We start from the raw sequence: 25,709 nt of genomic DNA, 5'->3' as shown, positions 1-25,709 counted from the left end.
CGGGGCCAGATCTCATACCCTTAGAGAACAGAAAGCAGCGCCCGGTTGCCCTGGCCCTTGCTCGCTCGTCTCTGAGGAAGTCCCGGAGGCAAGCCGTTCGTCGCGGCGCCCCGTCGGTGAGCGGTCGTTTAAGGGTAGCCGGCTCGCCTGTCAACCACTGTACCGATCGAAGGGAAGCGCCGACCCGGTCCGCGGCGATCAGCAGGTTTGGGGGCGGGGGATTGTCAGCGGCGTGACCGTGGCGCACGGCGCTACGATGAGGTATCCGACAGCGGGTGCAGATCCCTGACCATCTTCTGTGCCCGGGAGATGTTCACCTTGGTGTAAACCTCCGTGGTGCCGAGATCGGCGTGGCCCAGAAGCTCGCCGATCACCCGCAGATCCGCGCCGTTCTGCAGGAGGTGAGTCGCGAAGGCGTGTCGCAGCTTGTGCGGCGACCAGCGCGAGGCATTCGGAATCCCGGCCGCCGCTGCTGTCTCCTTGATTTCCTTCAGTGCGGCATCGATCGTCAGATGCTGCTCGCCGTTCGAGACCCTGTGGAACAGCCAGACGTCTGACCGCGATCCGTACCGGCCCGCCAGTTCCCGCCACAGCCCGATGGCCTCGACCGCCCGGTCGTGCAACGGCACCAGCCGGTCCTTGCCGCCCTTGCCCCGGACATGAATCATCCGGGTTCCGGGGCGCACCGCATCGGCTGGCCGCGTCACCGCCTCGGACACCCGCATCCCGCTCGCGTAGAGCGTTTCGAGCAGAGCTGCCCGCCGCGCGTAACCGGCCTGTCGGTAAAGCCCGACCGACCCATCCCGCGCCAGGCCGTGGGCGGTCTCGATCAGGCGGTCGACGGCCTCGATGCCCGGCGTGAACGGCAGGCGCTCGGGGCGCTTCATCGGCTGGAGCTCGGCGGCCGGATTGCCGGTCCCGAGGCCTTCCGCGACCATGAAGCGGTGAATGCCGTTGGCGACCGAGCGGCGCCGGCTGATCGTGGAATGCGAGAGGTCGCGCTGGTCGAGGTGGGCGAGATAGGCCACCATGTCCTGTCGCGTCACGTCGGCGAGCCGTCGCTCGCCCAGCCACCCGAGGTAGCACGCAATGTCGCGCCGGTAGGTCTTCAGCGACGATGCGGCGGTGCCGCGCTCGGCGGCCAGGGCCTCGAGCCAGAGTTCGATGATCTCGGCGTTGGTCATCTCCGAAGCATGCCGGGGTCCGGTTAACAGACCATTCTCTGAGAAACACCAGTTATGCGAACGAAGTGCCGGTGGCGCGACTCCGGTCGGTGCCGGTCCCACCGTGTGCCCCATCGGAACGGCCCGTCCATCCCCTCCGCACAATCCCCGCGGGGCCGTGTCGCGCGCGTCGTCGGACGACACGACGACCGACTCGTCGTCCCGGAGCGGCAGGACACGGCGTATGGCTAGTCTCCTGAGCGCGGGCAGACGAGCCGGTCCGTCCATGGCGGTCCGGTGTCCCGCGGCTTGACGCGTCGCGTCCTGGTCCGTATCTGGTATGACCAAGGTATGAAAAACGTGAACGGGATGGACATCGCTCGCCCCAACGAGGGTCAAACCGGCTTCGAGCTGGTCTTCGCGTTCCTGCGCGAGCGGTTGCTGGCCGGATCTCTGCGCCCGGGCGACCGCCTGCTTCCCGAGCGCGAGCTCGCCGCGCTGCTAGGCGTCAGCCGCCCCATCGTCCGCGAAGCCCTGCGCGCGCTGAACGCCCTCGGCATCGTGGAGATCCGCGAGCGGTCCGGGACCGTGGTCCGCACGCCCGACGTCACCGTTCTCAACGACTTCTTCGCATTCGCCCTCGCCCAGCAGGACGGGCTCGGGGATGACGTGATGCAGGCGCGCATCGCCGTCGAATGCCAATCGATCCGGCTCGCCTGCGCGAATGCCTCGGTCGCCGACCTCGAGCGCTTGCAGCGCGCCCTCCAGCGCATCGTCGAGACGATCGACGACCACGAGGCGGGCGGCGCGGCGGATTACGCCTTCCACCGGGCGATCGTCACCGCGGGAGGCTCGCGCACGCTCGGCGTCCTGCACGACGCCATGGCGCATGTCCTGATGCGTTCGCACATCGCGCGCCGCGAACTCGTGCAGGTCGTCGCGCCGATGAGGGCCTACCTCATCGAGGACCACCGCCGGATCTTCGACGCCATCGCGGCCCGCGATCCGGCCCGGGCCGACGCGGTTCTGCGCGAGCACTTCGCGATCGGCGACGACTTTCGCCGGCAGGCGGCTCTGGCCGTCTCCACGCCCGCCCGCGCGACAGGGAGATGACGACGTGACGGATACCCAGCACGCAGCCTGCATCGGCTTCATCGGCCTCGGCACGATGGGGCGCGAGATGGCGCGCAACCTCCTCAGGGCCGGCCACCCCGTGCGGGCTTACGACGTGCGTGCGGAGGCCGTGGCGGAGCTTTCCGCGGAAGGCGCCGTCGCGGCGACGAGCCCGGCCGATGCGGCGCGGGGCGCGGAGATCGCCATCACGATGCTGCCCGACACGCCGCATGTCGAGGCGGTGGTCTACGGCGAGCACGGCCTCCTCGAAAGCCCCCCGGCCGGCCGCGTCGTCGTCGACATGAGCACGATCTCCCCGGTCGCCGTCCGGCGCATGGCGGCGGATCTCGCGAAGGCGGGCATCGCCTTCCTCGACGCCCCGGTCTCGGGCGGTCCCGTCGGGGCGAAGAACGCCGCGCTCTCGATCATGGTCGGCGGCTCCGCCGAGGCCTTCGCCAAGGCCCGCCCGGTCTTTCGCGCGATGGGGACCACGATCACCCATGTCGGCGCCCCCGGGGCGGGACAGGCGGTCAAGCTGTGCAACCAGCTCGTCTGCGGCATCAACATCCAGGCGATCTGCGAGGCGCTGGCGCTGGCCCGCGCCTCCGGCGTCGACCTCGAGCAGTTGCGGCACGTGCTGCTCGGCGGCTCCGCCGCCTCCTGGATGCTCGACCGCCTCGGGCCGCAGATGATCGAGGGCGACGCCTCGGCCGGCTTTCGCATCGATCTGATGCTGAAGGACCTGCGCCTCGTCCTCGAACAGGCCGGCGCGCTCGACGTGCCTCTGCCGGGGACCGCCCTCGTCACGAGCCAGTACATCGAGGCCCGCGCGCACGGCGAGGGGGCGAACGGGAACCAGGCCCTGTTTCGCGTCTACGACCGCATGACCGGCCGGATCGCGGGCTGAGAGACGGAGCCGCCGGCCGTGGCCCTCACCCTCGATTTCAGTGCCGTCCTGGAGCGCTGGCCCAGCTTCCTCGATGGCGCGCTGCTCACTCTCGAGCTCGCCGGCATCGCGACGGTCGTGGGCGGTGCGCTGGGGGGCGTCGCGGCGATCGGGCGGCGCAGCCGCCATGCCGCCCTCCGGCGGCTCTGCGAGGTCTACGTCGAGGCGATCCGCAACACGCCGCTCCTCGTCCAAATCTTCCTCGTCTATTTCGGACTCGCCAGCCTCGGCTTCAAGTTCTCGGCCGTGACGGTGGCGGCGCTCGCCCTCACCATCAACGTCGGCGCCTACACCACCGAGATCGTGCGCGCAGGCCTCGACGCCATTCCCCGCGGCCAGATCGAAGCGGCCGAGGGTCTCGCCCTGTCCCGGGCGCAGATCTACCGCCACGTCGTCCTGCTGCCGGCGATCGAACGGGTCTATCCGGCGCTCACGAGCCAGTTCGTGCTCCTGATGCTCGCCTCGTCCGTCACCTCGCAGATCTCCGCCGAGGAGCTGACCGCGGTCGCCAACTACATCCAGTCCGACACCTACCGGGCCTTCGAGACCTACATCGTGGTCGCGCTGGTCTATGTCGCCCTCTCCTTCCTGATGCGGGCCGGCTTCTGGACCTTGGGCCTCGTCCTGTTCCCGCGCCGGCGGCGCCTCGGCACACCCTTGTGAGGCGCTCGCGATGAACGGCTCGCTCAACGCCAACCACCTGCTCTTCCTCGGCCAGGGCGCGCTCTGGACGGTGGGGCTCTCGCTCATCGCCCTTATCGGTGGCGGCGCCGTCGGCTTCCTCGTCGCGCTGTGCCGCGTCTCGGGTGTCCGCGCAGTACGTGTCGCGAGCAGCGCCTACGTCCAGCTCATCCAGGGCACGCCGCTCCTCGTCATCATGTTCCTGACCTTCTTCGGCCTGCCGCCGCTAGGCTTCAGCGTCTCGCCGCTGGCGGCGGCCGGGGCCTCGCTCACGATCTATGTCGGCGCCTATCTGGGCGAGATCTGGCGTGGGGCGATCCAGTCCGTGCCGCGGCCGCAATGGGAGGCGGCCGAGGGCCTTGCCCTCTCGCGCACCCAGCGCATGGCGAAGGTCATCCTGCCCCAGGCGGTCCGGATCGCGACGCCGCCGACGGTCGGCTTCATGGTGCAGATCGTGAAGAACACCTCGCTCGCCTCCGTCGTCGGCTTCGTCGAGCTGGCGCGCGCCGGGCAGATCATCAACAACTCGCTGTTCGAGCCCTTCCTGATCTACGCGATCGTCGCGGTCGTGTACTTCGCCCTGTGCTTCCCGCTGTCGCGCCTGAGCCAGCGCCTCGAGCGGCGGGGCGCGCGCGGGCGCACCACCCTCATGCCGGCCTGACGGAGACGCTGCGCCATGCTCAACCAAGCGACCGGCACGCCCCCCGATCCCGTCGTCACGCTGCGCGACGTCCACAAGAGCTTCGGCCCGCTCAAGGTGCTCGAAGGCGTCTCCTTCGAGGTGCCGCGCGGGACTGTGACGGCGATCATCGGCCGCTCGGGGTCGGGCAAGTCGACGGCGTTGCGCTGCATCGACCGCTTCGAGACGATCGACCGGGGCGAGATCCGCGTCTGCGGCCACCGCGTCGATGCGCCCGGGCTCGACCTGCGGCGCCTGCGCCAGGACGTCGGCATCGTCTTCCAGAGCTACAACCTGTTTCCGCACCTCACCATCGAGCAGAACATCACCCTCGCGCCGACCGCGGTGAAGGGAATGCCGCGGGCGGAAGCCCGCGCGCTCGCCGCCGAGGTGCTGGCGCAGGTCGGGCTCGGCGACAAGCTCCAGGCCTATCCCGAGCAGTTGTCCGGCGGGCAGCAGCAGCGGGCCGCGATCGCCCGCTCCCTCGCCATGCGGCCGAAGGTGATGCTGTTCGACGAGGTGACCTCTGCCCTCGACCCGGAGCTGACCGGCGAGGTCTTGAAGGTCATCGAGGTGCTCGCCGCGTCGGGCATGACGATGGTCATGGTCACGCACGAGATGGGCTTCGCCCGCGGCATCGCCGACGAGGTGGTGTTCATGCATCGCGGCCGGGTCCACGAGCGGGGCCCGGCCGCGATGCTCGAAGCCCCGACCACGCCGGAGCTCAGGCAGTTCGTGGGCTCCGGACTCTGAGCATCATTTGCCGAACGGTCACCGGCTCGGCGACGAAAATGATGCCAAGCGAGAATCCAGGCAGGGCTGCGCCATGCAGCGCTGCTCGGAATCAAGAACTACAACGCAACAGGGAGACGATCATGGGACGCCCGCTTCTCGCCGCGCTCGTCGCGGCCGCCGCGCTGGCCGGTGCACACGGCACCGCACGCGCCGACCTCCTCGACGACGTCATGAAGGCGAAGAAGATCCGAGTCGCCACCGATCTCGCGATCCCGCCCTCGGGCATGATCGACGGGAACCTGAAGCCCATCGGCTCGGACGTCGAGACGGCCCAGCTCCTCGCCAAGGATCTCGGCCTCGAGCTCGACTTCGTCCAGACGACCGGGGCGACCCGCATCCCGAACGTCCAGACGAACAAGGCCGACCTCATCGTCTCGACGCTTTCCGTCACGCCGGAGCGCGCGAAGGTGATCGACTTCACCAAGCCCTACGCGGCGCTACAGTCGGTCGTCGGCTGCCTGACGTCGATGCAGGCGAAGGACTGGCCCGACCTGAAGGGCAAGACGATCGCGGTGTCGCGCGGCACGACGCAGGACACCACGCTCACGAACATGCGCGACCGCGACCTCAGAATCGCGCGCTACGACGACGACGCGACGATGGTCACCGCGGCGGTGTCGGGACAGGCCGACTGCGTCGCGACCTCGGCCACGATCGTGAGCCAGATCGGCGCGAAGAACCCCGCCCGGGCCTTCGAGCCGAAGGTGCCGATCACGACCTTCGACCTCGCGATGGGCGTGCGCAAGGGCGAGCCCCGGTTCGTCGAGAGGCTCAACGCCTGGATTTCCGACAATCTCCGGAACGGCAAGCTCAACGCGATCTACAAGAAGTACCACGGTTCCGAGCTGCCGCCCGAGATGCGCGGCTCGTGACGCCGCGGGCTGTAACCGCCAACCGGGCCGCGGCTGCTGCGCCGCGGCCCACCATCAAAGGAGTGACGTGACATGCGGCTCGTGATCGGATCGGACCATGCCGGCTGGATGCTCAAGGGAGCCGTGGTCGACCACGTGCGCGCCCTCGGGCACGAGGTCATCGACGTCGGCTCGTTCGACGAGAAGCCCGTCGACTTCCCCGACATCGCCCGCGAGGTCGCCCGGAAGGTGACCTCGGGCGAGGCGGATCGCGGCCTGATGGTCTGCGGCACCGGCGTCGGAGCCTCGATCGCGGCGAACAAGATGAAGGGCATCCGCGCCGCCGTGTGCCACGACATCCATTCGGCGCACCAATGCGTCGAGCACGACGACGTCAACGTCATGTGCATCGGCGCCCAGATCGTCGGGCCCTGGCTCGCGAAGGACCTGATCGCATCCTACCTCCAGGCTGAATTCTCCACCGACGCGGATTTCCGCCGCCGGGTCGAGAAGTTGCACGCCATGGACGCGGAAGGCTGAGGAGGGAGGGTCGATGATCCTCGTCTTCGGCTCGATCAACGTCGACCTCGTCGCCGAGGTCGCGGCGATCCCGCGTCCCGGCGAGACGGTCCTGGCGCCGGGCTACGCCACGCTGTTCGGCGGCAAGGGCGCGAACCAGGCCGTCGCCGCCGCCCGCGTCTCGGCACCGGGATCCGTGGCGTTGGTCGGCCGCGTCGGCGACGACGCCTTCGGCCGCCTCTCCCGGGACAATCTCGCGCAGAACGGCGTCGACGTCGCCGGGGTGGCGGCCGGGCCGGAGCCGACGGGCTGCGCCTTCATCACCGTGGACGCGCAGGGCGAGAACGCCATCACCGTGGCGAGCGGCGCCAACGGGGCGCTGAGCGCGGCGGCCCTCCCGGAGATCCCCGCTTCGGCGACGCTGATCCTCCAGATGGAGGTGCCGCTCGCCGCGTCCCGCGAGGTCGCGCAACGGGCGCGGTTGTCGGGCGGGCGCGTGATCTGGAATCTCGCACCGGTGCCGGCGTCGCTCGCCCCCGACGACCTGCGCGCGATGCTGGCGGTGACGGACGTCCTCGTCGTCAACGAGCACGAGGCCCGCGCCGCGGCCGCATGCCTCGGGCAGGCGGAGGCGAGCAGCGAGGCTGCGGCCGGACTCCTGGCCGAGGCGGGCGGCGTGGTCTGCGTCCTCACGGCCGGTGCCCGCGGAGCCGTCGCGGTCCATCCGGGCGGCGCCAGAACGGTCGCCGCGGCCAAGGCGATCCAGCCCGTCGACACCACCGGGGCAGGCGATACCTTCGTGGGCATTCTCGCCGCCGCCCTCGACGAGGGGCGCCCCTGGACCTCGGCACTGGCCCGGGCCTGCCGGGGAGCCTCCCTCGCCTGCCTCACGCCGGGGGCGCAGACGGGCATGCCGACGGCGGACATGCTGATGTCCGACACCGTCGAGGCCTCCGGGCTGACTTGACCACCGGCCGGGGAGATCGTGGCTTTCCAGACGGGTGAAGCTTGCAGGGATCCTGGGCGGGATCAGGGAATGGACTGATGGCTGTCGAGGACGGCCGGACGCTGGTGGACCAACGAGACCGACGCGTCCCACACCGCCGGGACGGCCGAGGGTGACGCTCGCGCACATCAATGCCGCGCGTCGACGATGATCCGGATGCGCAGGGGCAAGTCGCGTGAGCGTAGCCGGACGACGCGCAGCCAGGCTGGACCCGCGCCGAGGGAGGACACGTCACGTGGTCGATGTGCTCGACGGCCCCTGGCCTCACTTCACGCCTCGGTCGGCGGAGCCGTCCGGCGCGCCGCGTTCCCTGTCGCGCAGTCTCGCGCTCGGAGAGCCGCCCGGGGGTCAGCCCGCGGGATCGCTACAGACCGATACAAGGATGCGGGGTGCCGCACACAGGCGGGACATGCGGGACTGGTGAAAGGGGGAGCCCGGAACAAGGAGCCTCGCCCGTGACCCTCGCCCTCGCCGCCTATCTTGCGGGCGTGCTGACCATCCTCAGCCCGTGCATCGTTCCGGTGCTGCCCTTCGTCCTCGCGCGGGCCGACCGGCCCTTCCTGACCGGTACGCTGCCGCTCCTGGCCGGCCTCGGCGCGGCCTTCGTCGCGGCCGCCGGGCTCGCCGCGGTCGGGGGCGAGGTCGTAGTGCGGCTCGGCGCGGCCGGCCGTATCCTGGCGTTCGGCCTGCTCGCCGTCTTCGCGGTCTCGCTCGTGTCGCCACGCGCCTCGGCGTGGCTGCACCGGCCGCTCGTGCGCCTCGGCGAAGTTCTGTCGCGGCGCGCGGCCGGGCCGGCCGGAGCCGTCCTGCCGCGCGGGGTTCCGGGGTCGTTCTGCCTCGGCGCCGCCACGGGCCTCCTGTGGACGCCGTGCGCCGGACCGGTCCTCGGCCTCGTCCTCACCGCCGCGGCCCTGAACGGGGCGGGCTGGCAGACGACGGCGCTGCTGACAGCCTATGCCATGGGCGCCACGACGGCACTGGCCGGCGCCGCCCGGCTCGGCGGCTCGGTCGTTGCCCTGATCCGCCCGCATCGCGGGCTCGGGGAGCGGCTGCGCCGGGTCGTCGGAGCCGCCATGATCGCGGTGCTCGCCGCGACCGCCCTCGGGGTCGATGCGGACCTGCTCGCGCGCTACCCCGCGGTGGGCACGGTCGCGGCGGAGGACGCGCTCCTGACGGCGCTGCGGATCGATCCCGCCAGGGCCGATCCCGCCAGGACGGATCCCGCCAGGACGGATCCCGCCACGGCCGGGCCGGCCGCCGCCCCCTACCGCAGCGGCCTGCCGGTCGAGGGCCACCTGCCGAGCCTCGCGGGCGCCACGCACTGGCTCAACGGCGAACCGCAGACGGTCGGGGAGTTGCGGGGCCGGGTGGTACTGATCCATGTCTGGACGTCGTCCTGCATCAACTGCATCCGCACCCTCCCCTTCCTGCGGGCCTGGGCCGAACGGTACCGAGCGCAGGGGCTGGCGGTGATCGGCATCCACGCGCCCGAATTCGCCTTCGAGCACGACGTCGGGACCGTGTCCGCGGCGATCCGGCGCTTCGCCCTCCCGTATCCGGTGGCGGTCGACAACGCGTTCCGGCTCTGGCGCGGGTTGCGCAACACCGCTTGGCCTGCCCTGTACGTCGTCGATGCGGAGGGCCGCATCCGGCATCACCAGTTCGGCGAAGGGGGCTACGACCGCTCCGAGGCGGCGATCCAGGACCTCCTGGCCGAGGCCGCGGGGCGGCGTGCCGCCGCCGACGGCACGACGCGGACGTGCGCCGCCGGGGTCGAGGCCGCTCCCGATCTCGCGCATCTGCAATCCGGCGAGACCTATCTCGGCTCCGACAAGGCGGCGAACTTCGCCTCGCCGGAAGGGCTGGCGCCCGGCCCGCGCAGCTACTCCCCCGGCCGGCCCCGGTCGAACGAGTGGTCGCTCACCGGCGCCTGGGCGGTCGAGCCCGACCATGTCAGCCTCGTCGCGCCGGACGGCGGCGTGACGGTCCGCTTCCGGGCGCGCGACCTCCACCTCGTCGTCGGGCCTGGACCGGACGGGCGGCCCGTGCCGTTCGAGATCACCCTCGACGGTGCGCCGCCGGGGGTGGATCATGGAGCGGATGCCGGTCCGGACGGCGGCGGAGTGATCACGGAGACGCGCCTCTACCAGCTCGTCCGCCAGTCCGACCCCGCCCGCGAACGCCTGTTCGCGATCCGCGTCCGGGGACCCGGCGCCCGGGTCTACGCCTTCACCTTCGGCTGAAGGCATCCGGGCGGGCGACGGACGCCCCGCTTGCGTGAGCACCTTGCGTTAGCGCTTGGCACGCGCGCATAAGCCTGGGCGTGGAGGTCCGGGAGGCGATGTCATGGGTGCACATGATGTCATGGGCGCACATGGGCCCGCGCATGGGGGGCCCGCGCATGGCGGGCCCGGGTACGGGGGCGCCCACGGGCTGGTCCGGCTCCTGGCCGCCAACGCCTTCTTCGCCGAGCTGGGCGAGGACGCGATCGCGGCCATCGCGGGCCTTTGCCGGACGCGCAGCCTCGCCCGGCACGAGACGCTGTTCCAGAAGGGCGATCCGGGCGACGCCCTCTACGCCGTGCGCCGCGGCCAGATCCGCATCGGCACCGGCACCGACGACGGGCGGGCGGTGACGCTTAACCTCCTCGGGCCGGGCGACGTCTTCGGCGAGATCGCCCTCCTCGACGGGCACCCGCGCACGGCGGAGGCCGTGGCGCTCGAGGCGACGGAGCTGTTCGTCATCGAGCGGCGGGACTTTCTCGGGCTCCTCGCCCGCGACGCGGCGACGGCGATCCGGATCATCGGGTTCCTGTGCCAGCGGCTGCGCTGGATGAGCGAGCGCATGGAGGAGGCGACGCTGCTCCCGCTCGACACCCGGCTGGCGCGGCGCCTGATCATGCTGTCGGAGGATTACGGGGCAGAGATCCAGGTGACCCAGACCGAACTCGCCGCTTTCGTCGGCGCGGCGCGGGAGAGCGTCAACCGCGTCCTCCAGGACTGGCGACGCGCCGGCATCATCGACCTCGGCCGCTCGCGCGTGACCGTGAAGAATGCCCGTCGGCTGGCAGCGCTCGGCCGGCTTTCGCAGGTCTGACCCCGCGAAAGGACGGAAGTCCCAAGGGCAACGGCTCCAAGGGCAACGATTCCAAGGGCAACGATCCCATGAGGCTCGACATGAGACATCGTCTGCGCGCAGCGGGTGCCCTCGCCGCCATCCTCGCCGCGAGCGTCTCCTCGGCCCAGGCGCGCTGCGCCGAGGAGACGCGGTTCGATCCGCCCCTGCGCGTGCTCCGCTGCGCCGACGGGCTCGTGCTCGAGACCGAGCAGGGGAGCGGGCTCCGGCCGATCGACCGGAACGGCGACGGGCATCTCGAGGGCGCCGAGCTCGGCGGACGCGCCGTCCTTGTCACGCTGCCGCCGGGCCGGCGCGTCCGCCGGGACGGCTTCCAGATCCTCACGCCCCACGCGATCGCCTCGGTCCGCGGCACCGTCTATGCCGTCGACGTGACCGGCGAGCGGACGTCGGTCTTCGTGGAACAGGGGCGCGTCGCCGTCGCGCGGCGGCGCGCACCGGAGACGTCGGTCACGCTCGGACCGGGCGAGGGCGTCGACGTCGACGCGGATCAGGGTGCCCTCGAGGTGCGGCGCTGGCCCCAGGCGCGCGTGAGGGCCCTGCTCGAGCGCTTCGGGCGCTAGATGGCGACCGCCGGGCCGGGACCGCGCCGCCGGACCGAACGGCTCTTCGCGCTCGTCGCGCTCGCCGCCGCGCTCGGTTGGAGCGGCTGGCTCGCCCACCTGCACGTCACGGGGCGCGCGACGCCCCTCGACCGCGTCGAATCGGCCCTCACCGACCTGCGCCTGCGCCTGGCCGGACCACGCCGGCCCCCCGCCGGCATCGCGATCGTCGCCATCGACGACGAGACCGTCCGGCGCGAGGGCGGGTTCCCGGTCTCCCGCGCGGCGATGGCGCGGCTGATCGGGACGATCGCGGCGGCCCGGCCGCGGGCCCTCGCGGTGGACGTCCTCTTCCTGGAGGCCGGCCGGCAGCCGGAGGCCGACCGGGCGCTCGCCGCGTCCCTCGCCAGGCTGCCGACGGTCCTTGCCGCTGCGGCGGTGTTCGACGGCGGCGCGAGCGAGGACGGCATCCCGGTCGCCGCCGCCCTGCACGCACCGACGCCGGAGATCGGCCGGGCCACGGTGTCGGGCCTCGTCAACGTGTCGGAAGATGCCGCCGGCGTCCCGCGCCACCTGCCGCTCGTGGTACGGACGGGCGAGGCCATCGCCGCCTCCTTCGCGCTGCGCGCGGCATCCCTCGCGGCCGGGCGCGATCCAGTGGTGGGTGAGGACGCGGTGCGGATCGGGACCACCACGATCCCGCTCGATCTCGGCCGGCACCTCCCCTTGCGCCCCTACGGGCCGCGGCGCACGATCCCGACGATCAGCGCCGCAGCCCTCGCCGACGGGACGGTCCCGGCCTCCGCGCTGACCGACCGCGTCGTCGTGGTCGGCGTCACGGCGCTCGGCGGCGGCGACACCTTCGCCACCGCCTTCGACCCCGTCATGCCGGGCGTCGAGCTCCTGGCGACCGGCATCGCCCACCTGACGACCGGCGGCGGCCTCGTGCGCGACGCGGGCGTGCGCCGGCTCGATGCCGTCGCGGCCGTCGTCCTCGCCGCTGCCGCCGCGCTCCTGATCGCGCTCGCCCCGCCCGGCCCGGCTTTCCTCCTCGTGCTCCTTCTCCTGGCGGGATGGCTGGCCGCGGGCGCCGTCGCCTTCGCCTGGGGGACGTGGTGGAGCGCTGCCCTGCCGCTCGCGGCGGCCGGGCTTCCGGCCTTGCCGTGCGTGGCGGCGCGGCAAGCCCTCGACCGCCGCAGGGCCGCGGCGCTGGCGCGCTCGGAGGCGGCGTTGCGCCGGCTCCAGCCCGCCGCGCTCGCGGACCGCCTCGCCTGGGACCCCGCGTACCTGGCCGAACCGGTCGCCCGCGACATTCCGGTGCTGTTCATCGACCTCACAGGGTTCACCCGCCAGAGCGAGCGTCTCGGCCCGGGCCGCACCCGTGCGGTCCTCAAGTCGTTCCACGATCTCGTCGACGAGACGGCGGCCCGACACGGCGGACTCGTCGTCAACTTCATGGGCGATGGCGCGATGATCGTGTTCGGCGCGCTCGATCCCGATCCCGCCTCGGGCGTCCACGCAGTCGCGGCGGCGGAGGACCTGATCGCCCGCACCGCGGACTGGATCGCGCGCGAGCCCGAGCTGGCCGGCGCCGGACGCGCGCTCGACGTGCGCATCGGTGCCCATCACGGGCCGGTCATCCTCTCGCGGCTGGGCAGCGACACCAACCAGCACATCACGGCAACGGGCGACACGGTCAACGTCGCGAGCCGCCTGCTCGCGGTCGCCTCGGAGGCCGGCGCGCGCCTCGCCGTCAGCGCCGACCTCCTGGCGGCGGCCGGGATCGCGGCACCGGGCGACCTGTTCGACGCGCACCGCGCGACGGCGATCCGCGGCCGCGCCCGGACCCTGGACGTGTGGCTGGGGCGGCGCCCGAGGGCGCTTTAGGCCGCCTGCGGACCTCGCCCCGGGTCTGTGTGACCTGGATCACGGATCGCGGGCGGGATCGGGCCCAGGGTGGCGTCACCCCAACAGGGAGATGCACCATGACGACGATCGCGACGAAGGTAATGATGGCGGCCGGTATCGCCCTGGCGACGCTGGCCGGCGGGACCGACAGCGCGGAGGCCCGCGGCTTCGGGCACGGAGGGTTCGGGCGCGGCGGCTTCGGCCACCACGGCGGGTTCGGGTATCGCGGTGGGTTCGGATATCGCGGCGGCTTCGGCCATCACGGTCGGTTCTACCACCGCCATGTCCGTCACCGTTTCGGAGGCTTCGGCTACCCCGTGGGCGTCCTGGGCGTCTATGGCGGCGAGTGCCGCTTGGTGCTCAGTCCCGCGACCGGCGGCTACGCCCGCATCTGCGGCTGACCGCAACCCACGCCGCCGGTTCGCGGAGCCGGCGGCGAAGGGCCCGGCCGCGGCGTCCCGCCCGCAGGCGCGGCCGGCCTCCCTGCCCTCTCCGGCTCGCGCCCACCCGCATGCCGGTCGGACGCGGACCGCTCCGGCCTGCGTCAGTGTCCGCCGCCTGGGCGCGTCATGGCCCGACCTGACCGTCACGCCGGCCTTCGCCTCGCGCATCGCCGCGCAACCCCAAGGACACGACGCCTCCGAGAAAATCGGTGTGGTTCAGAGTTCCGCCGGAATGGCGCGCCAGGCGCCGCCGCCGTGATGTCACTGGGGGGATCACCGAAGAGGGCGCGGCGCAGCTCCCGGGACGGCGTCTTGCTCTTCGGTCGGCAGGCCGCGATCGGCGGTTTCAGCCCAGTCCCTCATGCGTCGATCGGCATTGAGATCCGATGCACTATCAAATCGTACGCAATTCATATAAGGGGACGGTGCTTCGCCGTTCCCCCGTTCGGCGGGGCCGGCGGGCCGGGCCTATCCCCGAAGGTTCTGGCCCGCCGCCATGACGTGTCATGCAGGCCCCCGAGGCTCCGACGACGTCAACGTCACGTCGACTGCCGCAGGACCATCCTGGACGAGATGGACGTTCTTCGATCGAATTCAGGAAGTGGATAGGATCCACCCTCGCCGCTGACGCTGACCCTCGAAGGTCGAGACGCCGCGCGTCGGCGTCAGAGACCGCGCGGCGCAGCCTCCTCGACGCCGATCACCGAGCGGGCACCGTCGAGGAACAGCCGCACCTTCATGGTGACGATCTCCGGCACGTCGTCGACCGGCATGTTGTACACGAACTTGCGCACGCCGAGATAGAAGATGCCGGCGTGCAGGCTCCAGATCGCCTCGATCTCCAGCGGGGTGACGGGCAGGTCCGCGATCGGGGGCCGGCCGAGTTCGTCCCGAAGCTGCGCGATGATCAGGGTGAAGACCCGCTCCTTGAGCAGGTCGAGGTAGCGGGTGTTGAAGTCGAGGCCTTTCAGGCCGGCGAACATGAACAGGCGGATCCACTCGTAGGTGAGGATCACGCTCGCGTAGTCGGTGTAAAAGGCGGCCAGTCGCTCGCGCAGGGGCCGGGAGGCGTCGCGGATCGTCTCCTCCCAGAACGGGTTCCAGCGGCGCAGGAACACCTCCTGGTAGACGCGCTCGACGAGCGCCTCCTTGGTCGGGAAGTAGCGGTAGAGCAGCGGCTGGGTGACGTTCAGGCGTCTGGCGAGTTCCCGCGTCTGGCCCTCGAATCCGAACTCGGCGAAGAAGCCGACCGCTTCGCGCACGATCTCCTCCTCGCGCTGGGCGGGAGTCAGCCGTCGCCGCGCCGCCTCGGATGGTCCCGCGGAAGCCGGGGGCGCGCGGCGGGGGCCGGTCACGAATTTCGTCGTTGCATCCACGCTCACGGCTTATCACGCGGCATCGCCGATTGGCCACCGCGCGGCGCGATCGCGCAGTGACCATGCGAGAGGAAGCGGGTTCGGAGTGATCGCATGATCACTCCGTGGACACCTTTATGCGGCGCGCGCGAGCCGCAGGGGCGGGTTGGCGCTGTCAAGGAACTCGACGGTGGTGAAGACGAGTTCGGTCTCGCCGATATTCTCCAGGTCGTGGATCATGAAGGCGCCCGCCTCGTAGCGGTGGTGCTGCGTATCGCCGGGGGCGTAGGTCACCTCGGCCACGCGGCCGTCGGCGTAGTGCGACCGCGCCCGGCCGCCTGTCACGGCGGTCCAGAAGTAGTCGAGCACGTGGGTGTGAAAGCCGATCCGCTCGCCCGGCTTCAGGCTGAGCAGCCAGACCCGGACCCGGTCCGTCTCGGAGACGAGCCGGCTGCCGACCTGCCCATTGCCGGCACGAGCGGCGAATTCCCGGCGCAGGGATGCGGGCCAGGCCTCGGGCGGGGTCGGCCAATCGTAGGACGCGGTCATGGGATCCTCCTTCGTCAGTGGGCGGCGACGGGGCGGGGCCGGTCGCCGCCGGTCTGGGCGGCGACGTGCTGGGCGCGGAAGGCGGCGCGGGCGGCGGCGGCCTCCGGAGTACGGTCGAGGCGCGAGACCGCGATCGCGGCCAGGAAGGCGATCGGCACCGAGAACAGGGCCGGGTTGTCGTAGGGGAACGGCGCCGTGCCGAGGCCGAGCACCGCGGTCCAGATGCCGGGCCCGAGGATCATCAGGCCGAGCGCGCCGAGCAGCCCGGCGAGCGCGCCCGCGACGGCGCCCCGGGTCGTCAGCCCCGGCCAGGACACCGACAGCACCAGCACCGGGAAGTTGGCGCTCGCCGCGATGGCGAAGACCAGCCCGACCAGGAAGGCGATGTTCTGGTTCTCGAAGGCGAGGCCGAGGGCCATGGCGCACAGCCCGATCGCCACCGTGGCGGCTTTCGAGACCCGCACCTCCTCCGCCTCGCCCGCCCGGCCGCGGCGCAAAGCCCGGGCGTAGAGGTCGTGGCTCGCCGCCGAGGCCCCGGCGATGGCGAGCCCCGAGACCACCGCCAGGATGGTCGCGAAGGCGACCGCCGAGATGAAGCCGAGGAGCGGCGCGCCGCCGAGCCGGTCGGCGAGGTGCAGCGCCACCATGTTGGGTCCGCCGATGAGCGTTCCGGCGGCGTCGGTGAAGGCCGGCTCGCCGAGCACCAGGGCGATCGCCCCGAAGCCGAGGACGAAGAGCAGGGTGTAGAACACCGTGATGAAGCCGGTGGCGACCAGCACCGAGAGCCGGGCCTGGCGCGCATCCGCCACGGTGAAGAAGCGCATCAGGATGTGCGGCAGGCCGGCGGTGCCGAAGATCAGCGCGACGCCGAGCGACAGGGCCGAGACCGGATCGCGCACCAGGCCGCCCGGCGCCATGATGGCGTGGCTCTTCGGGTGCAGGGCGACCGCCCGGGCGAACAGGGCCTCCGGACTGAAGCCGAAGCGGGCGAGGATCAGCCCCGCCATCAGCGCCGTGCCGGCGAGCAGCAGGACCGCCTTGATGATCTGCACCCAGGTCGTCGCCCGCATGCCGCCGAAGGCGACGTAGAGCATCATCAGGACGCCGACGAGCGCGACCGCGGTGGCGTAAGGCAGGCCGAACAGCAGCTCGATCAGCTTGCCGGCCCCGACCATCTGGGCGATCAGGTAGAGGAGCACGATGACGAGGGTGTTGAGGCCGGCGACCAGTCGCACCGGCACCTCGGACAGGCGATAGGCGACCACGTCCGCGAAGGTGTACCGGCCGAGGTTGCGCAGGGGCTCGGCGACGAGGAACAGGATCATCGGGAAGCCGACCAGGAAGCCGACCGCGTAGATCATCCCGTCATAGCCCGAGCCGTAGACGAGCGCCGTCACCCCCAGGAAGGTGGCGGCGGAGGTGTAGTCGCCCGCGATGGCGAGCCCGTTCTGGATGCCGCCGAGCGAGCCGCCGGCGGCGTAGAAGTCGCTCGCCGTGCGGGTGCCGCGCCGGGCGGCCTTCGCGGTGATGGCGAGCGTGAGGGCCACGAAAGCGAGGAAGAGCCCGATGGCGATCGGGTTCACGCCCTGGCGGCTCGTCGGGCCCGACAGGGCGTCGGCCGCGGCCGGCCCCGCCACGGCGAGCGCCGCCAGCGCGGTCAGGAGTATCCGGGCGATCATCGCAGCTCCTCCCGCAGGCGGCGGCTCAGGGCGTCGAGCCGGGTATTGGCGACCGCGACATAGATCGCCGTCAGGACGAAGCCGAGGGCGAGGAGGCCCACCCCGGCGACGATGCCCCAGGTCGTGGCCGCCCCCTCCGACACCGGCCGGCCGAGTGTCCCCGGGCGGAACGCGATGGTGAGGATGTAGGCGAAATAGGCTCCTGCCATCGCCATCGCGAGCCCGCGCCCAAGGCAGCTGCGCTCGAAGGCGAGGCGGCGGAAGACCGGATGGCCCTCGATCCGCTCGATCTCCATGGTCGTCGTCCTCCTGCGTCGATAGTGAGCCGGCTTCTTGGGGTTCAGGCGGCGAGCCCGGTCGCCACGGCCGTCTCGGCCATGACTGCCTCGGGCGTCCGGTGGCGCTCGGCGAGCGCCCGCTCGCGGGCGTCGAGGATCTGCGCCTGCATGGAGGCGCCGAGCTCCCGCGCCCGGCGGACGACGGCACGGCCGACGGGAAGGCGCGCGGCCTCGAACTGCCCGAGCGCGGCGGGAAGGTCGTGCGGATGGGCCACGAGCGCCCGCGCCAGGGCATCGGCGTCGCCCGCCGCCTTGGTCACGCCCATGCCGACATGGGGCCGGGCCACGAAGGCGGCATCGCCCAGGATCACGGTGCGGCGGCCGAGCGCCATCCGGGGCGCCTCCAGGTCCTGGATCGCCTGCAGGAACGGCTGGGCGGTGCGCTCCACCACCTCGGCGAAAGCCGGCGCCAGGAGCCGGCGCGCGTCGGCCCGCATCCCGGCGATCACCTCCGGGCGGATCCGGTTCGGCGCGATCGAGAGCGGCTGCGCAACGCCGTCGATGTCGGTGAGCAGCGCCTTGAGGTCGGTCCCGGCGGCGGCCGGTCGGTACCAGACGAAGTTGAAGCGACGCCCGCCCCTCCCCTCCCCGGCGACCGGATAGCCCAGCATCTGCTCGCCGGGCGGCAGGCAGAAGCTGAAATGGTCGCAGAGGGCCGCGCGGGTCCCGTCCGTCAGGTCGACCTCGTCGACGAGCCCGCGCCAGGCGACGTAGCCGGCATAGAGCGGGACCGCCTCGGGCAGGAACTGCCCTCGCACGGTCGAGCCGATGCCGTCCGCCCCGATCAGGAGGTCGGCGCGGGCGGTGCTGCCATCCGCGAAATGCGCCGTGACGGCGTCCTCCGCCTCCTCGACACGGACGAGGCCGCGACCGGAATGGGAGGCGCCCGCCGGAAGCGCCTGGTGCAGGAGGCCGTGCAGGTGGCCCCAGGCGGTGAGCACCTGCGGCAGGGCGCGCTCGCCGAGGAGCGCCCCGTCGGCGCCGAAGACCCGGCGCCCGCTCACCGCGGCGCCGACCTCCGCCCTGCTCCGCGCGATGCCGGCGCGAGCCAGTATCTCGAACAGCTCCGGATGGGTCACGATGCCTGCGCCGCGCCCGGACAGGTCGCCGGCCACCCGCTCGTGGACCTCGACCTGCCAGCCGGAGCGGCGCAGCAGCAGGGCCGCGAACAGCCCCCCGAGCGAACCTCCGACGATGATCGCCCGTCTGCCCGCGGGCTCCGCCTCGACTGCCATCAGCGTCCTCCCCGGCGGCCGGGCGCGTCTTGCGGCCGGCTGCTCCGTCTGCAAATTATCGATCGATAATTTGCACTGCGAGCGGACGTACGTCAAGCACTGTTTATCAATCGAACATTAGCGTGGCATCACTCCGCCGGTTGGTGGGTGAGGAACCGGATGACCCGCCGCGTCGTCCGTCCGGCCGAGGAGCACGGTGAAGAGCCGGTGCCCGACGAGGGACTGGAGCGCGGCCTCGACGGCCGCGAAGGCCGCCTCCGGGCGCGCGTCCCGTACCAGCGTCTCGGCGACGCCCGTGAGGGGATCAAGCCAGTCGTTCATCGGGCGGGCGCCTTCCTTCGTCTCGTGCCGCTCGAAGAGGCAGCCCATGTCGAGGTTCTCGGCGACGGTGAGCGAGGCGAAGACGTTGCGCTCGAAGACGTTGCGCTCCTGCGGCACGAAAGCGGGCCCGGGCGAGCGCCCGGCGAGGTCCGCCCGGCGAGCCGGACGGTGCCCGCCCCGAGGGCTTGAGCAGGCCGGAGACGAGCTTGAGGGCGTCGACTCGCCGGCCCCATTCGGACCGATGATCGTCACGATCTCGCCGACATCGGCGCGGAGCGTGACGCCCTTGACGATCGGCCCGGCCGAGGCATAGCCGCCGACGAGATCCGAGGCATCCAGCAGCATCAGCGCCGCCCTCCGAGATAGGCGTCCTGGACCTCGCGATTCTCGCGGACCTCGTCGAATGGTTCGCGCCATCTCGTGAAGCCGGGCCGTGCTGGCCTGCAATTGGTGCCGAATCGCCGAGATGACGATATCGTCCTTCGACGTGACATGATGGTTGAGCGCCCCGCGCGATACGTCAGCGCGGTCCGCAATCTCCGCCGCGGACATGCGGTAGAAGCCGCGTTCGTAGAGAAGGTCGATGGTGGCGCGCAGGAGCCTCTCGCTCGTGTCGGCCGATCTCTCCCGCTGCGTTCGACGTCTGCGGGCTTCGCACACATCAACGAACCGGCCTCCGAAGCCGATACTTCATCCGCCGCAAAGAAACATGCGAGCATGTTTGTACATGACTGCATGTTTACTTATTTCGGCATCGTGTCCGGGGGAGGTGCCGCGGCGCCTTGCGCGGCCGCAGGGTCGGCGACACCCGAACGGGGCGCGACGGCGGCGACCTGTAGGGCAATGCGGCCGCAGCCGTGGCTCACGTCCGGATGTGTTCGTGGGGGTGCGGATCCGGCCCGTGGCGATGGTCACCGACCTCGATCCGCGCCGGAATGATCGAGAGGCTGTCATGGCGGACGCCGCGCTGGGTCGCGACCTCGTCGGCGAAGGCGAGGATGTCCCGCACCCGACCGCGGACGAGGAGCGTATGCAGGCTGGCATCGTGGTCGAGGGGAACCTGAACCTGGGCGATGACGAGGTCGTGCCGCCGCTGCTGCACCTCGGCCAGGCGCTGCCCCAGCTCCCGTATGCCGGCCTCGGCCACGAAGGTGAAGGTCGCGATGCAGGACAGGTCGGGGTCGAGCTGGCGGCGCGTCTCGGCGAGCCCGCGCCGCAGCAGGTCGCGCATCGCCTCCGAGCGGCCGGCATAGCCGCGCTGCTCGACGGTCCGGTCGACCTCCGCCACGAGGTCGGGATCGAGGGTGACGGTGATCCGCTGCATCAGCGCGCATCCCCGGGAGAGGCAGGCAGGACGGCGTCCAGCAGCTCGCGCGAGGCCGGGTGCGACAGCGCGAGGCCGGGCTGGCACGGCGCGGCATCCACGATCCGCCCCTCGCTCAGCACCACGACACGGTCTGCGAAGCGGCGCGCCAGGCGCACGTCGTGGGTGATGAGGAGAAAAGCGGTCCCCTGCTCGCGGCGCAGGCCCGCGAGCCGATCCAGGATCTCGACCTGGCGCGGCGCATCGAGGTTCGAGACCGCCTCGTCGAGGACCACGAGGCTGGGCGATGTGGCGAGCGCCCGGGCGAGGCCGATCCGCTGCACCTGTCCGCCGGAGAGCTGGCCGGGCAGCCGTTCGGCCGAGGCGGGAGCGAGGCCGACGAGGTCGAGGAGTTCGCCCACGCGGGCGCGCCGCTTCGCACCCGGGAGGTCCGTCAGGTGGCGCAGCGGCTCCGCGAGGATCCGCCCGACTGCGTGACGGGGGTTCACCGCCGAGAGCGGATCCTGGAGCACCATCTGCACGGCGGCCCGGAAGGCCCGGCGCCCGTCGCGGTCGAGTTCGGTCAGGGCGGTACCGCGGAACAGCACCGCCCCGGCATCGGCTGGTTCGAGGCCGAGCAGCAGGCGGGCGAGCGTGCTCTTGCCCGAGCCGCTGCGGCCGATCAGGGCGACGCACTCGCCCTCGGCGACGGCGAGGTCGATCCCGGTCAGGACGGCACGACGCCCCCCGGGCCGCCAGCCGGCGCCGCCATATCCCTTGCCGAGGCCGCGTGCGGCGAGCAGGTCCGTCATGGCAGGAGATCCGTCACGGCGGGAGGTCCGTCCGGCGCCACCTCGTGCAAAGCTTGGTGGGCGGCGAGGAGGGCTTGCGTCGCCGGTTCGGACGGGCGGGCGAAGATGGATTTCGCGGCGCCGGTCTCGACGATCCGCCCCTCGGCCATGACCGCGACCCGGTCGGCGAGGCGGGCGACGACGCCGAGGTCGTGCGTCACGATCAGGAGTCCGAGGCTGCGCTCCCGCACGAGGTCGGCGAGGAGATCGAGGATGCGCGCCTGGGCGACGAGGTCGAGGTCGGTGGTGGGCTCGTCGGCGACGAGGAAGGGCGCCCGAGAGAGGAGCGCCAGCGCGATCATCGCCCGCTGCAGCATCCCGCCCGACATCTGGAACGGGTAGAGGCCCGGCACCCGCGGATCGTCGCCGAGCCCGACCGCGGCGAGGGCCTCGCGCATCGCGGCCCGCCCCGCGCCGCCGCGGAGTCCCGCCACCGCGAGGGTCTCGCCGGCATGGTCGTCGATCGTGCGCAGCGGGTTGAAGGCGGTCCGCGGCGCCTGGAGCACGCTCGCGACCGCCCGGCCGCGCAACGCCGCGGGTTCGGTCTCCGCCCCGTCGAGGAGGATCCGCCCGCCCGTGCGCCGCGTGCCCGGCGGGAGCGTGTCGAGAAGGGCCGCGCAGGCGAGGGACTTGCCGGACCCGCTCGCCCCCACGAGGGCCAGGACCTCGCCGGTGCGCAGGTCCAGGCTCGCGTCGCGCACCAGGGGCACCGGCTCGCGGCCCCGCCGCGTCGCGCGCCAGGTCTCGACCGCGAGGCCTCCGGCCCGGAGCGTCCGGACGGTCACAGGCCGCGCCCCGCGACGAGCGTCGGGTCGAGGCGGTCGCGCAGGGCGTCGCCGAGGCGGTTGAAGGCGAGGACCGCGAGCGCGATCGCCAGCCCCGGCCAGATGACGAGGAGCGGTCGGGTCCAGAAGAAGGCGCGGGCGTCGTTGATCATCACGCCCCATTCCGGGGTCGGCGGCTGCACCCCGAGCCCGAGGAAGGACAGCCCGGCGACGTGCAGGGCCATGTGGCCGATGTCGAGGGTGGCAAGCGCGGCGAGCGGCGGCACCACGCCCGGCAGCACGTGCTCGACGAAGATGGCGAGACGCGGCGCGCCAGCGATCCGTGCCGCCAGCACGTAGTCGCGGGTCTTCAGCTCCAGGACCAGGCCGCGTACGATCCGCGCGTACCAGGCCCAGTGCGACAGCACGATGGCCGCGACGACGTTGACGAGGCCGGTGCCCAGCGCACCGATCATGAACAGCGCCAGCACGAAGGTCGGCACGGTGAGGAAGACGTCGCACAGTCGCATCAGCACGGCGTCGATCCGGCCGCCGAGCATGCCGGAGAGCCCCCCGACCGAGAGGCCGAGCGCCAGCACGAGGGCGAGCACCACCAGGACCGAGCCGAGGGTGGTGCGGGCCCCGGCGATCAGGCGAGAGAGGATGTCCCGGCCGAGGTGATCGGTGCCGAGGAGATGCGCGAGGGTCGGCGCCTCGAAGCGGTGCGCGAGGTCGACCGCGAGCGGGTCGTGGGGGACGACAAGCGATCCGAGGAGCGCCAGGAGGACGAAGCCCGCGGCGAGCAGGCCCGCGATCGCCACGGAGCGGGAGCGCGCGGGGGCGCCGGCGGGTGTCATGCCGCCTCCCGCCCGAGGCGGATGCGGGGATCGAGCCACGCATAGGCGATGTCGACCGCGAGGTTGCACAGCACGAACACCACCGTCATCACCAGCGTGAAGCACTGGATCACGGGGTAGTCCCGGTCGTAGATCGCGGAGACCGCGTAGCGGCCCACGCCCGGCCAGGCGAAGATCGTCTCGACCACCAGCGCGCCGCCCAGCAACTCGCCGACATGCATGCCCGTCGCCGTGACGACGGGCACGAGGGCGTTGCGGACGACGTGCCGGCGCATCACCGCCCCCTCGGGCAGGCCGCGCAGGCGGGCGTAGAGCACGTGGCGCGAGCCCGCCGCCTCCAGCATGCTCGCCCGCAGGAGCCGCGCGTTGACCGAGAGGGACATCAGGCAGATGGCGAGCGCCGGCATGACGAGGTGCAGGACCGTGCCGCGACCGAGCGGCGGCAGCCATCCGAGCCCGACCGAGAAGACGACGACGAGCAGGAAGGCGACCCAGAAATTCGGCAGCGAGACGCCGAGCACCGCGATCCCGCGCACCAGCCGATCCTGCCACCCGCCCCGATGCCCGGCGGCCCAGGCGCCGAGCGGCAGGCTCAGCGCGAGGCTGACGGCGAGCGCCGTCCCAGCGAGTTCGAGCGTCGCGGGCAGGTAGCCGAGGAGCTCGGGCAGAACCGGCCGGCGGGTGGCGTAGGACAGGCCGAAATCCCCCCGCAGCGCCCGCCACAGCCAGTCGAGGTACTGGACGGCGAGCGGCCGGTCGAGGCCGAGCATCGCCCGCGCATCGGCGAGCGCGGCGTCGGTCGGCGGGACCTGCGACAGGCGCAGGTAGTCGAGCGCGGGATCGCCCGCGCCCAGCCTCAGCACCAGGAAGACGAGGAGCGAGACGCCGAGCAGCATCGGCGGGATCAGCGCGAGGCGCGCGGCGACGAAGCGGAGCATCAGCGTCCCGCCCCGATGCCGGCCGGGCGCATCGCGGCGAACGGGATCTCGTTGAGCGTCGCGCCGAAGCCCACCCCGGCGATGGTCGAGCGGTGCACCTCGATCGCCACGGCGTGGGAGATCGGCAGGTAGACCGCGGCCTCGTGCAGGGTGCTCAGAAGGTGGGCGTAGAGGCGGCGGCGCTCACCGGGGTCGGGAGCGGCGAGCGCCGCCGCGATGGTGGCGTCGATGGCGGGCTTGTCGGGCAGGCCGCTCTGGGCCTGGTAGTCGGCGTGCGAGGGCGTCCGCATCGCGCTGACGAAGGAGGCGGGGTCGTAGGGCGGTCCCCAGGTCTCGCCGAAGATCAGGCCGAAGCGCCCATCCTTCTGGCGCGCGAGGATCGCGCTCTCCTCCTCGCCGACCAGCCGCACCGCGATGCCGACCCGGGCGAGATCGGCCTGGATCACCTCGGCGATCGCTTTCTGCTGGGCGTTCGTGCCGACGAAGGCGAGCTCGACGGAGAGCGGGCGGCCCGCCTTCGCCCGCACGCCGTCGCTCCCCCGCACCCAGCCGGCCTCGGCGAGGAGGCGCTCCGCTGCGGCCCGGTCGAAGCCGTGGGGCGTCAGGCCGATATCGGCGTACGGCACGGTCGGCGCGAACAGGAAGTCGGCGCGGGGCTCGATGCCGTCGAGCACGGTGCGCACCAGGGTGTCCTTGTCGACCGCCCGGTTGATCGCCAGGCGCACCGCCCGGTCGTCGGTCGGGAAGCGGGCGGAGTTGAGCGCGAGGACGCGGGTCGCGAGCGGCGCCGAGACCGCGGCGGAGAAGGCCGGCGCCTGGTCGCGCAGGCGCAGGAAGGCCTCCGACGGGATCTGGCCGGCGGCCCCGTAGACGAGATCGACCTCGCCGGTCTGCAGGGCGATCGCGCGGGTGTTGGGGTCCGGGATGACCTTGACCACCAGCCGCTCGAAGGCGGGTGTCCCGCCCCAGTAGGTCGGGTTCACCGCGAAGGTGTCGGAGACGCCGAGGCGCGTCTCGACGAGGCGCCAGGGACCGGTGCCTACCGGCGCCCGGATTCCGCCGGCGGTGGTGCCGCCCTCCCCCATCGCAGCGGGTGAGACGAAGCGGAACGGCCGCGGCAGCGAGAGCTCCTTCAGCGTAGGCTCGTGCGGCTCCTTGAGGACGAGGCGGAAGGTCAGGGGGCCGACGACCTCGGTGCGCGCAATCTGCCGGGCGAGGTCGAGCCAGGCGTGGCGGGGCCGGTTGGCGAGGATCGCATCGAAGTTGGCCTTCACCGCAGCCGCGTCGAACGGCGCCCCGTCGCTGAACGTGACGCCGGGGCGCAAGCTGAACTCGTAGATCCGCCCGTCATCCGAGACCGTCCAGGCGGTTGCGAGCCAGGGACCGACGCTGCCGTCGGGGCGGTACGTCACCAGCGGCTCGTAGACGCTCGCCTGCGCGAACATCTGGTTGGGCGCGTAGAGATGGGGGTTCAACGGCCCGACATTGGTCGGCCAGGAATAGGTGAGCGGCCGGCCGGATGCCGGGAGGGCAAGCGCCGTCAGCGCAGCAGCGGCGAGGCTCGCCAGCTTGGACATCGGGGTGCTCGAGTATGATGAACGCTTCGAAAGCTCCTACGCGTTGATAGGGGAGCGGCCCGGGCGACGCCAGCGACGATCGACCGGGGCTGTCACGTTTCGCCGGGCACGGCGTCGCGCCCGGACGGCCGCGGGCGGCCGGTCCCACGCCGGCGCGGCGA

General features: G+C 72.2%; 26 protein-coding genes. 13 read left to right on the top strand and 13 right to left on the bottom strand.

From position 1 onward, the window contains the following. Positions 1-251 precede the first annotated feature (251 nt). Positions 252-1,298, bottom strand: coding sequence for a tyrosine-type recombinase/integrase (locus tag MFF64_RS30550; RefSeq protein ID WP_238193217.1), 1,047 nt, complete (start codon positions 1,296-1,298; stop codon positions 252-254). A gap of 234 nt (positions 1,299-1,532) precedes the next feature. Here MFF64_RS30550 and MFF64_RS30545 point away from each other — a divergent pair, with 234 nt between their 5' ends. The 13 genes from MFF64_RS30545 (at position 1,533) to MFF64_RS30485 (ending at position 13,739) form a co-directional block, all read left to right on the top strand. Continuing rightward, positions 1,533-2,276 carry a FadR/GntR family transcriptional regulator gene (locus tag MFF64_RS30545; RefSeq protein ID WP_238193216.1) on the top strand — a complete coding sequence of 248 codons (744 nt, stop codon included), beginning with the start codon at positions 1,533-1,535 and terminating at the stop codon, positions 2,274-2,276. A 4-nt stretch (positions 2,277-2,280) separates the two neighbouring features. Continuing rightward, positions 2,281-3,183, top strand: coding sequence for an NAD(P)-dependent oxidoreductase (locus tag MFF64_RS30540; protein ID WP_273557182.1), 903 nt, complete (start codon positions 2,281-2,283; stop codon positions 3,181-3,183). Positions 3,184-3,201: 18 nt separating this feature from the next. Continuing rightward, positions 3,202-3,885: an amino acid ABC transporter permease gene (locus MFF64_RS30535; protein ID WP_238193215.1), complete on the top strand. Its 684-nt coding sequence runs from the start codon at positions 3,202-3,204 to the stop codon at positions 3,883-3,885. A gap of 10 nt (positions 3,886-3,895) precedes the next feature. After that, positions 3,896-4,564, top strand: coding sequence for an amino acid ABC transporter permease (locus MFF64_RS30530; RefSeq protein ID WP_238193214.1), 669 nt, complete (start codon positions 3,896-3,898; stop codon positions 4,562-4,564). Positions 4,565-4,579: 15 nt separating this feature from the next. After that, positions 4,580-5,335 (top strand): amino acid ABC transporter ATP-binding protein, encoded by a 756-nt coding sequence (locus MFF64_RS30525; protein WP_099901337.1) that lies wholly within the window; start codon positions 4,580-4,582, stop codon positions 5,333-5,335. Between the two features lie 122 nt (positions 5,336-5,457). Beyond that, complete coding sequence (locus tag MFF64_RS30520) at positions 5,458-6,249, top strand: transporter substrate-binding domain-containing protein (protein WP_238193213.1); 792 nt, start codon at positions 5,458-5,460, stop codon at positions 6,247-6,249. 72 nt (positions 6,250-6,321) lie between these two features. Continuing rightward, positions 6,322-6,768 (top strand): ribose 5-phosphate isomerase B, encoded by a 447-nt coding sequence (rpiB, locus tag MFF64_RS30515; protein ID WP_099901247.1) that lies wholly within the window; start codon positions 6,322-6,324, stop codon positions 6,766-6,768. A 13-nt stretch (positions 6,769-6,781) separates the two neighbouring features. Beyond that, the gene (locus MFF64_RS30510; protein ID WP_099901245.1) at positions 6,782-7,714 is read left to right on the top strand and encodes a ribokinase; all 933 of its coding nucleotides are present in this window, start codon (positions 6,782-6,784) and stop codon (positions 7,712-7,714) included. 494 nt (positions 7,715-8,208) lie between these two features. Beyond that, positions 8,209-9,996: a redoxin family protein gene (locus MFF64_RS30505; protein ID WP_238193212.1), complete on the top strand. Its 1,788-nt coding sequence runs from the start codon at positions 8,209-8,211 to the stop codon at positions 9,994-9,996. Between the two features lie 103 nt (positions 9,997-10,099). Then, complete coding sequence (locus MFF64_RS30500) at positions 10,100-10,849, top strand: Crp/Fnr family transcriptional regulator (protein WP_238193211.1); 750 nt, start codon at positions 10,100-10,102, stop codon at positions 10,847-10,849. Positions 10,850-10,929: 80 nt separating this feature from the next. After that, on the top strand, positions 10,930-11,451 hold the full coding sequence (locus tag MFF64_RS30495) for a FecR domain-containing protein (RefSeq protein ID WP_238193210.1): 522 nt from the start codon (positions 10,930-10,932) through the stop codon (positions 11,449-11,451). Next, positions 11,452-13,317, top strand: a complete 1,866-nt coding sequence (locus MFF64_RS30490; RefSeq protein ID WP_238193209.1) for a CHASE2 domain-containing protein — start codon at positions 11,452-11,454, stop codon at positions 13,315-13,317. It abuts the gene before it with no gap. A 98-nt stretch (positions 13,318-13,415) separates the two neighbouring features. Continuing rightward, positions 13,416-13,739: a hypothetical protein gene (locus tag MFF64_RS30485; protein WP_238193208.1), complete on the top strand. Its 324-nt coding sequence runs from the start codon at positions 13,416-13,418 to the stop codon at positions 13,737-13,739. Between the two features lie 707 nt (positions 13,740-14,446). On the opposite strand, the gene MFF64_RS30480 is transcribed toward MFF64_RS30485, so the two are convergent. From MFF64_RS30480 to nikA, 12 genes are all read right to left on the bottom strand, one after another. Then, complete coding sequence (locus MFF64_RS30480) at positions 14,447-15,136, bottom strand: TetR/AcrR family transcriptional regulator (protein ID WP_238193207.1); 690 nt, start codon at positions 15,134-15,136, stop codon at positions 14,447-14,449. Between the two features lie 135 nt (positions 15,137-15,271). Further along, positions 15,272-15,685, bottom strand: coding sequence for a cupin domain-containing protein (locus MFF64_RS30475; RefSeq protein ID WP_099902240.1), 414 nt, complete (start codon positions 15,683-15,685; stop codon positions 15,272-15,274). Between the two features lie 14 nt (positions 15,686-15,699). Further along, the gene (actP, locus tag MFF64_RS30470) at positions 15,700-17,364 is read right to left on the bottom strand and encodes a cation/acetate symporter ActP (protein WP_207768058.1); all 1,665 of its coding nucleotides are present in this window, start codon (positions 17,362-17,364) and stop codon (positions 15,700-15,702) included. Beyond that, a complete protein-coding gene (locus tag MFF64_RS30465) occupies positions 17,361-17,660 on the bottom strand; it encodes a DUF485 domain-containing protein (RefSeq protein ID WP_238193206.1) in 300 nt (99 codons plus the stop codon). Before MFF64_RS30465 ends, actP begins: the two co-directional genes overlap by 4 nt. 44 nt (positions 17,661-17,704) lie before the next feature. After that, positions 17,705-18,937, bottom strand: coding sequence for an FAD binding domain-containing protein (locus tag MFF64_RS30460; protein WP_238193205.1), 1,233 nt, complete (start codon positions 18,935-18,937; stop codon positions 17,705-17,707). A 117-nt stretch (positions 18,938-19,054) separates the two neighbouring features. Beyond that, complete coding sequence (locus tag MFF64_RS30455; RefSeq protein ID WP_238193220.1) at positions 19,055-19,603, bottom strand: ATP-binding cassette domain-containing protein; 549 nt, start codon at positions 19,601-19,603, stop codon at positions 19,055-19,057. A gap of 517 nt (positions 19,604-20,120) precedes the next feature. After that, positions 20,121-20,582, bottom strand: coding sequence for a nickel-responsive transcriptional regulator NikR (nikR, locus tag MFF64_RS30445; RefSeq protein ID WP_238193204.1), 462 nt, complete (start codon positions 20,580-20,582; stop codon positions 20,121-20,123). Next, on the bottom strand, positions 20,582-21,373 hold the full coding sequence (locus tag MFF64_RS30440) for an ATP-binding cassette domain-containing protein (RefSeq protein WP_238193203.1): 792 nt from the start codon (positions 21,371-21,373) through the stop codon (positions 20,582-20,584). The genes nikR and MFF64_RS30440 overlap by 1 nt, the downstream gene beginning before the upstream one ends. Beyond that, positions 21,370-22,197 carry an ATP-binding cassette domain-containing protein gene (locus MFF64_RS30435; RefSeq protein WP_099901801.1) on the bottom strand — a complete coding sequence of 276 codons (828 nt, stop codon included), beginning with the start codon at positions 22,195-22,197 and terminating at the stop codon, positions 21,370-21,372. The genes MFF64_RS30440 and MFF64_RS30435 overlap by 4 nt, the downstream gene beginning before the upstream one ends. Beyond that, a complete protein-coding gene (nikC, locus tag MFF64_RS30430; RefSeq protein ID WP_238193202.1) occupies positions 22,194-23,033 on the bottom strand; it encodes a nickel ABC transporter permease subunit NikC in 840 nt (279 codons plus the stop codon). The genes MFF64_RS30435 and nikC overlap by 4 nt, the downstream gene beginning before the upstream one ends. Then, positions 23,030-23,971, bottom strand: a complete 942-nt coding sequence (gene nikB / locus MFF64_RS30425; protein ID WP_238193201.1) for a nickel ABC transporter permease subunit NikB — start codon at positions 23,969-23,971, stop codon at positions 23,030-23,032. Before nikB ends, nikC begins: the two co-directional genes overlap by 4 nt. Next, positions 23,971-25,548 (bottom strand): nickel ABC transporter substrate-binding protein, encoded by a 1,578-nt coding sequence (gene nikA / locus MFF64_RS30420; RefSeq protein WP_238193200.1) that lies wholly within the window; start codon positions 25,546-25,548, stop codon positions 23,971-23,973. The genes nikB and nikA overlap by 1 nt, the downstream gene beginning before the upstream one ends. Between the last annotated feature and the right edge of the window lie 161 nt (positions 25,549-25,709).

Source organism: Methylobacterium frigidaeris (assembly GCF_022179185.1).
Classification (GTDB): Bacteria; Pseudomonadota; Alphaproteobacteria; order Rhizobiales; family Beijerinckiaceae; genus Methylobacterium; species Methylobacterium frigidaeris.
This window is presented reverse-complemented; position numbering and strand designations above follow the sequence as displayed.

Bases quoted from the DNA above. Each gene is read 5' to 3' on its own strand.
- nikC (WP_238193202.1), bottom strand. From the start codon at position 23,033: ATGACACCCGCCGGCGCCCCCGCGCGCTCCCGCTCCGTGGCGATCGCG.
- nikB (WP_238193201.1), bottom strand. From the start codon at position 23,971: ATGCTCCGCTTCGTCGCCGCGCGCCTCGCGCTGATCCCGCCGATGCTG.
- MFF64_RS30530 (WP_238193214.1), top strand. From the start codon at position 3,896: ATGAACGGCTCGCTCAACGCCAACCACCTGCTCTTCCTCGGCCAGGGC.
- MFF64_RS30460 (WP_238193205.1), bottom strand. From the start codon at position 18,937: ATGGCAGTCGAGGCGGAGCCCGCGGGCAGACGGGCGATCATCGTCGGA.
- MFF64_RS30545 (WP_238193216.1), top strand. From the start codon at position 1,533: ATGGACATCGCTCGCCCCAACGAGGGTCAAACCGGCTTCGAGCTGGTC.
- MFF64_RS30440 (WP_238193203.1), bottom strand. From the start codon at position 21,373: ATGACGGACCTGCTCGCCGCACGCGGCCTCGGCAAGGGATATGGCGGC.
- MFF64_RS30490 (WP_238193209.1), top strand. From the start codon at position 11,452: ATGGCGACCGCCGGGCCGGGACCGCGCCGCCGGACCGAACGGCTCTTC.
- MFF64_RS30455 (WP_238193220.1), bottom strand. From the start codon at position 19,603: ATGCTGCTGGATGCCTCGGATCTCGTCGGCGGCTATGCCTCGGCCGGG.
- rpiB (WP_099901247.1), top strand. From the start codon at position 6,322: ATGCGGCTCGTGATCGGATCGGACCATGCCGGCTGGATGCTCAAGGGA.
- MFF64_RS30465 (WP_238193206.1), bottom strand. From the start codon at position 17,660: ATGGAGATCGAGCGGATCGAGGGCCATCCGGTCTTCCGCCGCCTCGCC.
- MFF64_RS30475 (WP_099902240.1), bottom strand. From the start codon at position 15,685: ATGACCGCGTCCTACGATTGGCCGACCCCGCCCGAGGCCTGGCCCGCA.
- nikA (WP_238193200.1), bottom strand. From the start codon at position 25,548: ATGTCCAAGCTGGCGAGCCTCGCCGCTGCTGCGCTGACGGCGCTTGCC.
- MFF64_RS30520 (WP_238193213.1), top strand. From the start codon at position 5,458: ATGGGACGCCCGCTTCTCGCCGCGCTCGTCGCGGCCGCCGCGCTGGCC.
- MFF64_RS30510 (WP_099901245.1), top strand. From the start codon at position 6,782: ATGATCCTCGTCTTCGGCTCGATCAACGTCGACCTCGTCGCCGAGGTC.
- MFF64_RS30525 (WP_099901337.1), top strand. From the start codon at position 4,580: ATGCTCAACCAAGCGACCGGCACGCCCCCCGATCCCGTCGTCACGCTG.
- nikR (WP_238193204.1), bottom strand. From the start codon at position 20,582: ATGCAGCGGATCACCGTCACCCTCGATCCCGACCTCGTGGCGGAGGTC.
- MFF64_RS30485 (WP_238193208.1), top strand. From the start codon at position 13,416: ATGACGACGATCGCGACGAAGGTAATGATGGCGGCCGGTATCGCCCTG.
- MFF64_RS30495 (WP_238193210.1), top strand. From the start codon at position 10,930: ATGAGACATCGTCTGCGCGCAGCGGGTGCCCTCGCCGCCATCCTCGCC.
- actP (WP_207768058.1), bottom strand. From the start codon at position 17,364: ATGATCGCCCGGATACTCCTGACCGCGCTGGCGGCGCTCGCCGTGGCG.
- MFF64_RS30550 (WP_238193217.1), bottom strand. From the start codon at position 1,298: ATGGGGCACACGGTGGGACCGGCACCGACCGGAGTCGCGCCACCGGCA.
- MFF64_RS30500 (WP_238193211.1), top strand. From the start codon at position 10,100: ATGGGTGCACATGATGTCATGGGCGCACATGGGCCCGCGCATGGGGGG.